This is a genomic window from Pseudomonas sp. B6002, assembly GCF_013385985.1.
Lineage (GTDB): Bacteria > Pseudomonadota > Gammaproteobacteria > Pseudomonadales > Pseudomonadaceae > Aquipseudomonas.
Genome location: NZ_JACAOY010000004.1, coordinates 78,780 through 90,132, shown reverse-complemented (window position 1 = coordinate 90,132; position 11,353 = coordinate 78,780). Strand labels below are relative to the sequence as shown.

The 11,353-nt window shown below is 59.3% G+C and carries 11 protein-coding genes; 4 read left to right on the top strand and 7 right to left on the bottom strand.

Annotated features, from left to right (window positions below; all coding sequences use genetic code 11):
- Positions 1-214: 214 nt before the first annotated feature.
- The 3 genes from HX792_RS03975 to HX792_RS03965 all read right to left on the bottom strand — a co-directional run bounded on the left by HX792_RS03975 (position 215) and on the right by HX792_RS03965 (position 3,507).
- Entirely contained in the window at positions 215-970 is a 756-nt protein-coding gene (locus HX792_RS03975; protein WP_176994865.1) for a DeoR/GlpR family transcriptional regulator, read from the bottom strand.
- Between the two features lie 95 nt (positions 971-1,065).
- On the bottom strand, positions 1,066-2,571 hold the full coding sequence (gene glpK, locus HX792_RS03970; RefSeq protein WP_176994864.1) for a glycerol kinase GlpK: 1,506 nt from the start codon (positions 2,569-2,571) through the stop codon (positions 1,066-1,068).
- 78 nt (positions 2,572-2,649) lie between these two features.
- The gene (locus tag HX792_RS03965; protein WP_176994863.1) at positions 2,650-3,507 is read right to left on the bottom strand and encodes an MIP/aquaporin family protein; all 858 of its coding nucleotides are present in this window, start codon (positions 3,505-3,507) and stop codon (positions 2,650-2,652) included.
- Positions 3,508-3,834: 327 nt separating this feature from the next.
- Between HX792_RS03965 and ybaK the strand changes: the two genes are divergently transcribed.
- Complete coding sequence (gene ybaK / locus HX792_RS03960; protein WP_176994862.1) at positions 3,835-4,305, top strand: Cys-tRNA(Pro) deacylase; 471 nt, start codon at positions 3,835-3,837, stop codon at positions 4,303-4,305.
- A 128-nt stretch (positions 4,306-4,433) separates the two neighbouring features.
- On the opposite strand, the gene HX792_RS03955 is transcribed toward ybaK, so the two are convergent.
- Both HX792_RS03955 and argF read right to left on the bottom strand, forming a co-directional pair.
- Entirely contained in the window at positions 4,434-5,543 is a 1,110-nt protein-coding gene (locus tag HX792_RS03955) for an ABC transporter ATP-binding protein (RefSeq protein WP_176994861.1), read from the bottom strand.
- Entirely contained in the window at positions 5,540-6,460 is a 921-nt protein-coding gene (gene argF / locus HX792_RS03950) for an ornithine carbamoyltransferase (RefSeq protein ID WP_176994860.1), read from the bottom strand. Before argF ends, HX792_RS03955 begins: the two co-directional genes overlap by 4 nt.
- A 434-nt stretch (positions 6,461-6,894) precedes the next feature.
- Here argF and HX792_RS03945 point away from each other — a divergent pair, with 434 nt between their 5' ends.
- Together HX792_RS03945 and grxD are read left to right on the top strand one after the other, a co-directional pair.
- The gene (locus HX792_RS03945; protein WP_176994859.1) at positions 6,895-9,003 is read left to right on the top strand and encodes a molybdopterin oxidoreductase family protein; all 2,109 of its coding nucleotides are present in this window, start codon (positions 6,895-6,897) and stop codon (positions 9,001-9,003) included.
- Between the two features lie 86 nt (positions 9,004-9,089).
- Positions 9,090-9,428: a Grx4 family monothiol glutaredoxin gene (gene grxD / locus HX792_RS03940; protein ID WP_065906770.1), complete on the top strand. Its 339-nt coding sequence runs from the start codon at positions 9,090-9,092 to the stop codon at positions 9,426-9,428.
- A 157-nt stretch (positions 9,429-9,585) separates the two neighbouring features.
- Here grxD and bfr read toward each other — a convergent pair whose 3' ends face one another.
- Positions 9,586-10,056, bottom strand: coding sequence for a bacterioferritin (bfr, locus tag HX792_RS03935; protein ID WP_159956755.1), 471 nt, complete (start codon positions 10,054-10,056; stop codon positions 9,586-9,588).
- A gap of 201 nt (positions 10,057-10,257) precedes the next feature.
- Positions 10,258-10,476, bottom strand: coding sequence for a bacterioferritin-associated ferredoxin (locus tag HX792_RS03930; RefSeq protein ID WP_176994858.1), 219 nt, complete (start codon positions 10,474-10,476; stop codon positions 10,258-10,260).
- 244 nt (positions 10,477-10,720) lie between these two features.
- Here HX792_RS03930 and HX792_RS03925 point away from each other — a divergent pair, with 244 nt between their 5' ends.
- Positions 10,721-11,323: a peroxiredoxin gene (locus HX792_RS03925; RefSeq protein ID WP_003172097.1), complete on the top strand. Its 603-nt coding sequence runs from the start codon at positions 10,721-10,723 to the stop codon at positions 11,321-11,323.
- Positions 11,324-11,353: the final 30 nt, after the last annotated feature.

The following is an 11,353-nucleotide window of genomic DNA, read 5'->3' as shown; positions in this document are numbered from 1 at the left end:
GTTCATTTGCGAAAATGGTAGCTGATAAACGCGCGCGCAGCCACCTGCCTTCGATTGAAAAAACTCATCGAAAGACCGAGAAAGGAAAATTTGTGAACAAAAGGTCAGGGCAATGGGGGACAGGCAGATCGCCATCGCGGGCAAGCCCGGCTCCCACAGGTGATCGCATTCCAATGTGGGAGCGGGCTTGCCCGCGAAGGCGGCAGAACAGGCGCTACACGACTTCCAGACGAACCTTATGCTGGTTCAAAAGCTGCACCAACGCCGGCACCGGCTGCTGATCGGTCACGAGGCAATCCACCAGACTGATCGGCCCCAGGCGAATCATGGCATTGCGCCCGAACTTGCTGGAGTCCGCCGCCAGGATCACCTGGCGCGCATTGGCGATGATCGCTTGGGAGACGCGCACTTCCTGATAATCGAAGTCCAGCAGGCTGCCGTCCTCATCGATGCCGCTGATGCCCACCAGCGCAAAGTCGACCTTGAACTGGTTGATGAAATCCACACTGGCCTGGCCCACCACGCCACCGTCACGGCGCACGTTACCGCCGGTCAGCAGCACGTCGAAGTCGTCCTTGGCACTGAGCATGGTGGCGACGTTGAGGTTGTTGGTGATGATTTTCAGGTGGCTGTGGTTGAGCAGCGCACGGGCGATGGATTCGGTGGTGGTGCCGATATTGATGAACAGCGAGGCGTGATCAGGGATCTGGGCGGCGATGGCTTCGCCGATGCGTTGTTTCTCGTCGCGCATCTGGTCGGCACGCATGGCGTACGCGGTGTTCTCGACGCTGGAGTCATAAGCCGCGCCGCCGTGGTAGCGGCGCAGCAGATTGGCGTCCGCCAACTGGTTGATATCGCGGCGGATGGTTTGCGGGGTGACAACGAACAGCTGCGCCATTTCCTCGATGCTGACGTAGCCGCGCTCGCGGACCAGCTCGAGGATTTGTTGTTGGCGGGGAGGCAGATTCATGGGGCGTCCTTTGGGCTGCCATACAAAAGTGGCCCATGATGACGCAGGAATCCGCTCCCTGCCAGTTACAACCCTACATGGGGCCGGCGCTTGGCTTATTCAGCGCCTTCGTGGGGCTCCCAGTCACGGGTGCGGCTGACCGCTTTCTGCCAGCCGGCGTACAGCTTTTCTTTTTCCTTTTCTTCAAGCTGCGGTTCGAATTCGCGCTCGATCACGGCCTTGCCGCGCAGTTCTTCCAGGCTGCCCCAGAAGCCGCACGCCAGGCCCGCCAGATAAGCCGCGCCGAGTGCCGTGGTCTCACGCATTTGCGGGCGCTCGACCTGGGTACCGAGGATGTCGGCCTGGAACTGCATCAGGAAGTTGTTGGCCACTGCACCGCCGTCCACGCGCAGGGCTTTGAGGCGCTCGCCGGAGTCCTGTTGCATGGCGTCGAGCACGTCGCGGGTCTGGTAGGCAATCGACTCCAGGGCCGCACGAATAATGTGATCCACGCGTACGCCACGGGTCAGGCCGAACAGCGCGCCACGGGCATACGGGTCCCAGTAGGGCGCGCCCAGGCCGGTGAAGGCAGGTACCAGATACACGCCGTTGCTGTCCTTGACCTTGCCGGCGAAGTATTCGGTGTCGTGGGCGTCGTTGATGATCTTCAGCTCATCACGCAGCCACTGCACGGTGGAGCCGCCGTTGAACACGGCACCTTCCAGGGCGTAGGCCACTTCGCCACGTGGGCCGCAGGCGATGGTGGTGAGCATGCCGTGCTTGGATTTCACCGCCTTGTCGCCGGTGTTCATCAGCAGGAAGCAACCGGTGCCGTAGGTGTTCTTGGCCTGGCCGGCTTCGACACACATCTGGCCGAACAGGGCGGCTTGTTGGTCGCCGGCGATACCGCCGATGGCGATGCCGCTTTTGGTACGGCCGTAAATTTCGGAGGACGACTTCACTTCCGGCAGCATCTCGCGCGGAATGTCGAGGATCTCCAGCATCTTCGCATCCCACTCCAGAGTGTGGATGTTGAAGAGCATGGTGCGCGAGGCGTTGGTGTAGTCGGTGACGTGGGTCTTGCCGCCGGTAAATTTCCAGATCAGCCAGCTGTCGACGGTACCGAACAGCAGTTCGCCGGCGCGTGCGCGCTCGCGGCTGCCTTCGACGTTATCGAGGATCCACTTGAGCTTGGTGCCCGAGAAGTACGGGTCGGTGACCAGGCCCGTGGTGTCGCTGATGTACTGCTCGTGGCCGTCGCGCTTGAGCTGCTGGCAGATCTCGGTGCTGCGGCGGCACTGCCAGACGATGGCGTTGTAGATCGGGCGGCCGGTGACTTTGTCCCACACCACAGTGGTTTCACGCTGGTTGGTGATACCGATGGCGGCGACCTGGTCATGGTGCAGGCCAGCCTGGGCCAGGGCCTCGACCATCACGGCGCTCTGGGTGGCGAAGATTTCCATCGGGTCATGTTCAACCCAGCCGGCTTGCGGGTAATGCTGGGCGAATTCGCGCTGGGCGGTGCACACCACGTTGGCGTCGCGATCAAAGATGATCGCTCGCGAGCTGGTGGTGCCTTGGTCAAGGGCGATGATGTAGTTCTTATTCTGAAGATCGGTCATGTCGAATGCCTTGGAAAATAAGAAAATCGGTAATCAGCCTGGGCCACAAAAAGGGCAGGTGCGTCCAGGCTGGCGCTATCAGGAAATACGGGTCTTGCCGTTGACAGCCGTGTCAGGTGTTTCTTCAGCTATAGCAGGTGCGGCGCTCGGCAGATGGCGGGCGATCAGCCCGCGATAGGCCACAGCACCGAGGCATGCGCCAACAATTGGCGCGAAAATCGGAACCAGGAAGTAAGGAATATCTCGGCCGCCAGTGAAAGCCATTTCACCCCAGCCTGCGAAAAAGGTCATCAGCTTCGGCCCGAAATCCCGTGCAGGGTTCATCGCGAAGCCGGTCAGCGGGCCCATGGCACTGCCAATCACGGCGATCAGCAAGCCAATCAGCAGGGGCGCCATTGGGCCACGCGGCAGGCCGTTGTTGTCGTCGGTCAGGGCCATGATCACACCCATCAGGATCGCGGTAATCACCACTTCCACCAGGAAGGCCTGGGCGGTACTCAGCAGTGGGTGAGGGTAGGTGGAGAAGACCGAGGCCAGTTCCAGGCTCGCTTGTGTGCCACGAACCATATGGTGGGTTTGTTCGTAATCGAAAAAGAGATTGCTGTAGAGGGTGTAGACCAACGCGGCGGAGCAGAAGGCGCCGGCGACTTGGGCAAGGATATAAAAGGGCAGTTTGCGCTTTTCGAAGTCGGCGAAAATACACAGGGCAATACTGACGGCAGGGTTGAGGTGCGCCCCGGAAATACCGGCGCTCAGGTAGATCGCCATGCTGACGCCCACCCCCCAGATGATGCTGATTTCCCACAACCCGAAGCTGGCACCCGCAACCTTGAGCGCAGCGACACATCCTGTACCGAAGAAGATCAGAAGCGCAGTCCCCAGGAACTCGGCCATGCATTGGCTCGAAAGTGAAGGCTGTTGAAGAGCAGTCGTCATGGAAAACCTCAGTTGTTGTTCTTGTCTGGCGCACAACCTCAACGGGTTGTTGCGCGATTTTCACCGTGGCAAGGATCCCCATCCCGGTCGCGGCTTGCTGCTCGAGTGCTGTAGATCTATTCCTACAGTATTCGGAAACGAAAAAATATAGACAAGAATGACGGCTGTCAAAGGTCGAAAGTGAACTGTCAGTCACTTTCAAACTATTGGTCTGGTGAATGATCACGCTTGTCACATTACGCGTGCACCTTAAGAGTGGGCGGACTAGAGCCTTTTAGGTGGGCTTGGCCTAGAATTGGCCATCTGTTTGCCACGCCCGGAGACGTCATGACCCCCGCATTGGACCTGTTGAAAAAAGTTCGCGCCGAACATCGTATCCACAGTTACGAGCACGATCCCAAAGCTGCGTCATATGGCCTGGAGGCCGCGGAAAAATTGGGGTTGGACCCGGCGCAGGTGTTCAAGACCCTGCTGGCCAGCAGTGAAAAAGGTGAATTGTTGGTTGCCGTGGTGCCGGTCGTCGGAAGCCTGGACTTGAAAGCGTTGGCCCATGCGGCGGGTGTGAAAAAAGTCGAGATGGCCGACCCGGCAGCAGCGCAGCGTTCTACGGGTTATTTGCTGGGCGGTATCAGCCCGTTGGGGCAGAAGAAGCGCTTGCGTACTTTTATCGATGAGACGGCGCAACCGTTTGCGACGATTTTTGTGAGCGCGGGGAGAAGGGGGTTGGAAGTTGAATTGCCAGCGGCGGTGCTGGCCGAGCACACCCAGGCCAAGTTCGCCCCGATTGGCCGGCCCTGAACCAATTTTGACTGGAATCTAACTGTAGGAGCCGGCTTGCCGGCGATAGCATCCCCTCGGTGTCACTGGAGGACCGAAGTGCCTGCATCGCTGGCAAGCCAGCGCCTACATTTTGTGATCCGGTGCGGTCAGTGGGCCGGGCTGTAACGCCGTACGCCTGATTCGGACTGCGGAATCTGCGCCGCCGTGCTGCCCGAAGCCTGGAACAACACCAGGTGTTCGGCGGCAACACGAATCCCTACATCCGCCCCAACCTGATGGTCGGCATGGCTCGGGAAGATCGATTCCAATTGCGCGCCCGTCGGCAATTGCAAGCGATACAGGGTCGACGCACCGAGGAACGTCTTGCCGACGATCCGTGCTTTCAACGCACTGTCCGGCGCGTAGACGATGTCATCCGGGCGTAGCAGCACATCCACCGCGCCACCGGTAGGCCAGGTGTAGGCACGATTACCGCGCAGGTCACCCAATTCGGTAATCACAGACTCCGGCGAACTCAATTGGCCACGGATGAAGTAACCCTGGCCGATAAAGCTGGCGACGTAAGGCGTCTGCGGTTCGTGATAGAGGTTGTAGGGCGTGTCCCACTGCTCCAGGCGGCCCTCTTTGAACACGCCCACTTTATCGCTCACGGCAAACGCTTCTTCTTGGTCATGGGTCACCAGGATCGCACTGGTGCCCCGGGCCTTGAGGATGTCGCGCACCTCGTGGCTGAGCTTGCGGCGCAGTTCGCCATCAAGGTTGGAGAACGGTTCGTCCAGCAGCAACAGTGCCGGTTCCGGCGCCAGTGCACGGGCGAGGGCGACACGCTGTTGCTGGCCACCGGAAAGCTCATGGGGGAAACGCTTGCCCAGGTTCTTCAGGTTCACCAGTTCCAGCAACTCGGCCACCACGCGCTCTTTTTGCGGGTGCTTGCGAATGCCAAAGGCGATGTTGTCCGCCACGCTTAAGTGGGGAAACAGCGCGTAGTCCTGGAACACCATGCCGATACGACGTTTCTCTGGAGCCAGGGTGAACCCGGCGCTGGAGATCACTTCGCCTGTCAGGCTGATTTCGCCTTCGTGCACCGGTTCAAACCCGGCAATTGCGCGCAGGGTGGTGGTCTTGCCACAGCCCGAAGAGCCCAGCAGGCAACCGATGTCGCCGGCATTGAGGTGCAGGTTGAGGTTCTGCACCACCCGTTGATCTTGATAGCCGCATGCCAGATTGCGCAGGTTCAGCAGTAAAGGCTGGCTCATGCGTGGTGGTACGACGGCGGCACGAGGAACTCCAGCAAGGCCTTCTGTGCATGCAGGCGGTTTTCGGCCTGGTCCCAGGCGACCGAGCGTGGGTCGTCCAGCAGGTCGAGGCTGATTTCTTCGCCCCGGTGCGCGGGCAGGCAATGCATGAACAGTACGTCCGGCGCGGCGAGGTCGAGCAGGGCGCGGGTCACCTGATACGGGGCGAACAGCGCCAGGCGCTTGGCGGTTTCGTCTTCCTGGCCCATGGAGGTCCAGACGTCGGTGCTTACCAGATGAGCGCCGGTCACGGCGTCACGTGGGTCGCGCACGAGGGTGATGCGCTCACCGGCCTGTGCCAGGAAACGTGCGTCGGGCTCGTAGCCTTCCGGGCAGGCGACGCGCAGTTTGAAGTCGAACTGGATCGCCGCCTCTATATAGCTGTTGCACATGTTGTTGCCGTCGCCGATCCAGGCCACGGTCTTGCCCTGGATCGAGCCGCGGTGTTCAAGGAAGGTTTGCATGTCGGCCAGCAACTGGCACGGGTGCAGGTCATCGGACAGGCCGTTGATCACCGGTACGCGGGAGTGGGCGGCAAATTCGGTGACGGTGCTGTGGGCAAAAGTACGGATCATCACCGCATCGAGCATGCTCGACAGCACGATGGCGCTGTCGGCCACCGGTTCGCCACGGCCCAGTTGGGTATCGCGCGAGGACAGGAAGATGGCTTGGCCACCCAGCTGGATCATGCCGGCTTCGAACGACACGCGGGTGCGGGTCGAGGACTTCTCGAAAATCATCCCGAGCACACGGTTTTTCAAAGGCTCGAACAGTACGCCGCGGTTACGCAGGTCTTTAAGCTCAATGCCTCGACGGATCACGCTGACCAGCTCTTCGGGCGTGCAATCCATCAGGGAGAGAAAGTGCCTTGCGCTCATCATTAACTACCTTTTTGCAACAGACCGCAGATACTCAAAGCCTTGTTTATTGTGACAACGGGCGAGACCTGCGGCGAAAGCCGCACGGGGCGACGAAATAGGGGAAGGCGCGATCTTATAATTAAATGTCGCGTCTTACCAATAGGGCTACGGTTTTTAAGGGTGTTCAAGAAGGGCGCCAGAGCGCTTTTGAAGACGATTTCCAGACAGCAGCGGGCCATTTGTACACTGGCGCCGAGACCTTTTGCAATGTGTGGGGGCGGGCCCAGACCAGGCTGTGTCGGTTTCAGGGGCTGTGCGCCGGGTTCTGAAACATTTGCTCACGCTTGCCCATGGTCTGGCCTGATGGGCTTGGATTCACGGGGCGAACGATGCTGGTGCATGCTCCGGTCGCGGCCCATAGTGCAATCAAAGCCCTGATAAAGAGACTGGCCATGACCAAGACTCTCCACCACCGTGCCTGCCATCTGTGCGAAGCCATTTGCGGCCTGACCCTGGAAACCACCGAGGCCGACGACGGCAGCCTGGCGATCACCTCGATCAAGGGCGACGCGCTGGACACTTTCAGCCGTGGTCACATCTGCCCCAAGGCTGTAGCGCTGCAGGATATTCAGAACGACCCGGACCGCTTGCACCAGCCCATGCTGCGTGAAGGCAGCGAATGGCGGCCGATCCCGTGGGACGAAGCCTTCGCACTGGTCGCCGAACGGCTGGCGGGCATCCAGGCGCAGCACGGGCAAAACGCCGTGGCGGTGTACCAGGGCAATCCCAGCGTGCATAACTACGGGCTGATGACCCACAGCAACTATTTCCTGGGCCAGCTCAAGACGCGCAACCGCTTTTCCGCGACGTCGGTGGATCAGCTGCCCCACCACCTCACCAGCTACCTCATGTATGGGCACGGTTTGCTGCTACCGATCCCGGACATCGATCACACCGACTTCATGCTGATCCTGGGCGGCAACCCATTGGCCTCCAACGGCAGCATCATGACCGTGCCCGACGTGGAGAAGCGCCTTAAGGCGATCCAGGCCAGAGGCGGCAAAGTGGTGGTGGTCGACCCGCGGCGCAGCGAAACGGCGGCGATGGCTGATCAGCATCTGTTCGTTCGCCCGGGTGGTGATGCAGCGCTGTTGTTCGGGGTGCTCAATACGCTGTTTGCCGAAAACCTGACCCGTGCCACGCATTTGCCGGTTACGGGGCTGGATGAGGTGCGCCAGGCGATCGCCGGGTTTACTGCTGAGGCCATGAGCGGCCAGTGCGCGGTGCCGGCCGAGCAGATCCGCCAGTTGGCGCGCGACTTTGCAGGTGCGGATAAGGCCGTGTGTTACGGGCGCATGGGTGTGTCGACCCAGGCGTTCGGCACGTTGTGTCACTGGCTGGTGCAGTTGATCAACCTGGTGACCGGAAACCTGGATCGGGTGGGCGGCGCCTTGTGTACTACGCCAGCGGTGGACTTGGTGGCGTCTACCGGTGGTGGGCATTTCAATCGTTGGCAGAGCCGGGTTTCCGGGCGCCCTGAGTACGGCGGTGAATTGCCCGTGTCGGCCTTGGCCGAGGAAATGCTTACTGAAGGCGAAGGACAAATCCGCGCATTGGTGACGGTCGCCGGTAATCCGGTGTTGTCGACGCCCAATGGCCGCCAGTTGGAACAAGCCCTGGAAAGCTTGGAGTTTATGGTCAGCGTCGACCTGTATATCAACGAAACCACGCGATATGCCGACCTGATCCTGCCGTCTACGTCAGCGTTGGAAAATGATCACTACGACACCACCTTCAATATGTTCGCGGTGCGTAATGTCACCCGTTTCAATCGGGCGATCCTGCCCAAGCCCGTAGGCGCGCTGCATGACTGGGAAATCTTTGTCGGCCTGGCCCAGGCGTTCGCGGCGCGCATCGGCGCCACGCTCAAGCCGACCATGGCGCCGGCCCAGATGATCGACTTCGGCCTGCGTGCCGGGGTTTATGGCGATGCCTCCGAGCACAAGCTGTCGGTGGCGATGTTGACGGATCATCCCCATGGTGTGGACTTGGGGCCGCTTCGGGCCAACCTCGCTGAGCGGCTGAAGACCGCTGATGGCCACGTCCAGGCCGCACCGGCGGTGATCCTTGCGGATCTCGCGCGCTTTGCGGCGCAGCCCATGCCTCAGGCGGGCGAACTGCTGCTGATCGGCCGCCGGCACGTGCGCAGCAATAACTCGTGGATGCATAACTATCACCGACTGGTGAAGGGCAAGCCGCGCCATCAATTGCTGATGCACCCCGATGACCTGTCGAGTCGGCAACTGGTTGATGGGCAGCGTGTGCGCGTGAGTTCGCGTATCGGCATGATCGAGGTGGAAGTGGTGGCCAGTCAGGACATGATGCCCGGCGTGGTCAGCCTGCCCCATGGGTGGGGCCACGGCCGGCCAGGGGTGCAGATGACGATTGCCAGCGGGCAGCCCGGGGCGAGCGCGAATGACTTGACCGACGAGCGGCAACTGGACGAATTGTCCGGAAATGCCGCGCTGAACGGGGTTCCCGTGCAGGTGGCGGCCGCATAAGGAGCCTGAGCACCACGCTGGGATTTTGCGTTACAATGCGCCACCGTGCCGACCTGTGAGTCGCAAAGTTCCAGCCGAGGTGTTCCATGGATATCATCGAAACGATCAAAGAGCAGATTGCCAACAACACCATTCTGCTTTACATGAAGGGCGCGCCAAACGCTCCTCAGTGCGGTTTCTCCGCGAAGGCTTCCCAGGCCATCATGGCGTGTGGCGAGAAATTCGCTTACGTGGATATCCTGCAAAACCCTGAAATTCGCGCCAACCTGCCGAAATACGCCAACTGGCCAACGTTCCCACAACTGTGGGTCGCCGGTGAGCTGGTCGGCGGTAGCGATATCATCGTTGAGATGGCGGCCGATGGCTCGCTGCAAGCGCTGATCAAAGAAGCCGCGGCCAACGCCGCCGCCAAGACCGACGCGTAATCTGTAGGAGCCGGCTTGCCGGCGATAGGGCCTTGAGCCAAGCGGTGACTCTGAAACCGCCATCGCCGGCAAGCCGGGCTCCTACATAATCCGTGGTCAATAAAAAGCCCCGCTTCTCATAAGAGAGCGGGGCTTTTTTATACCTGCGCGTTTGGGCTTATTCGCCCATCTGCGATTGCAGGTAGTTTTCCAGGCTGACCTTGTCGATCAGGCCCAGTTGGGTTTCCAACCAGTCGATGTGTTCTTCCTGGTCTTCCAGGATATCTTCCAGCAGTTCGCGGCTGCCGAAATCACCCTTGGTTTCGCAATGAGCAATAGCGGCTTTCAGGTCGCTGTGGCTCTTGTGCTCGAACTTCAAGTCGCTGCTGATCATTTCCTGGGTGTGCTCGCCGATGTTCAGCTTGCCCAGGTCCTGCACGTTCGGCAGGCCTTCGAGGAACAGGATGCGCTTGATCAGCGCGTCGGCGTCCTTCATGGCCTTGATGGATTCTTTGTATTCACGCTTGCCCAGCTTTTCCAGGCCCCAATCGTCATACATGCGCGCATGCAGAAAGTACTGATTGATCGCGACCAGTTCATTGGCAAGGATTTTGTTGAGTTGCTGGATGACTGAGATGTCGCCTTTCATGACTGGGGTCCTGCCCTGTAATAGCTGTGTATAAGGCGGAGTTTGAGCGGCGAAATCCTGAGTGTCAAACCTAAGTTATTGAATAATAAATGAAAATTAATCGGAATACGAATGTTTGTGTTCCGCGTCTTGACGCTAACTAATTGAATTACGGGCATAAAAAAACCGGACACTAAGTCCGGTTCTTTAAAACACGCTCAATTAAGCATGTGTAAATTCTGCTGAAAAGGGAATCGCGGCCTGGGCTGTTTGCAGCTGCGTCAGGGTTTCCCGTACCACTTGCTTGGCAAGGCAAGCACATTTGCCGCACTGGCTGGCAACGCCGGTGGTTTCACGCACTTCCTTGTAGCTGCAGCAACCTTCATAGATTGCTTCGCGGATTTGTCCGTCGGTGACGCCAGTACACAGGCACACATACATAAGGGAGAACCGTCGCGGGTTTAAGGCTTAAGTGCGATGGATCTTAATGTTAACGAGAATGATTGTCAAAGTAGAATCGTAGGGTATTCACCGACGTTGCCCGTGCGCTGACGAACGGTTTTTTCAGTGTATGATGGTCGGTCTTCACGAAGCGTGACTGCGTCACAGGGCTGTCGCTTACACACGGCAGACTTGGAGGCGGTCCTTTTACTTCAATCGTCACCCTCACATCAGGAGATACCCAATGAGCGTACTCGTCGGCAAACAAGCCCCGGATTTCGACGTACCCGCCGTTCTCGGCAATGGCGAAATCGTAGACAGCTTCAAACTGTCTGAAGCCATCAAAGGCAAATACGGCCTGGTGTTCTTCTACCCGCTGGACTTCACTTTCGTCTGCCCTTCGGAGCTGATCGCTCTGGACCACCGCATGGACGATTTCAAGGCGCGCAACGTTGAAGTGGTCGCCGTTTCCATCGACTCCCATTTCACCCACAACGCATGGCGCAACACCGCCATCAACGATGGCGGCATCGGCAAAGTCAAATACACCATGGCTGCCGACATGAAGCACGACATCGCCAAGGCCTACGACGTTGAATCCGAAGGCGGCGTGGCTTTCCGTGGCGCATTCCTGATCGACGACAAAGGCGTGGTTCGCTCCCAGATCATCAACGACCTGCCACTGGGCCGTAACATGGAAGAGCTGATCCGTCTGGTTGACGCCCTGCAATTCCACGAAGAGCACGGCGAAGTTTGCCCAGCCAACTGGAAAAAAGGCGACAAAGGCATGAACGCTTCGCCAGAAGGCGTTGCGGCTTACCTGACCGAGAACGCTGGCAAGCTGTAAGCCACGTTAGCGGTACAAAAAAACCGGCCT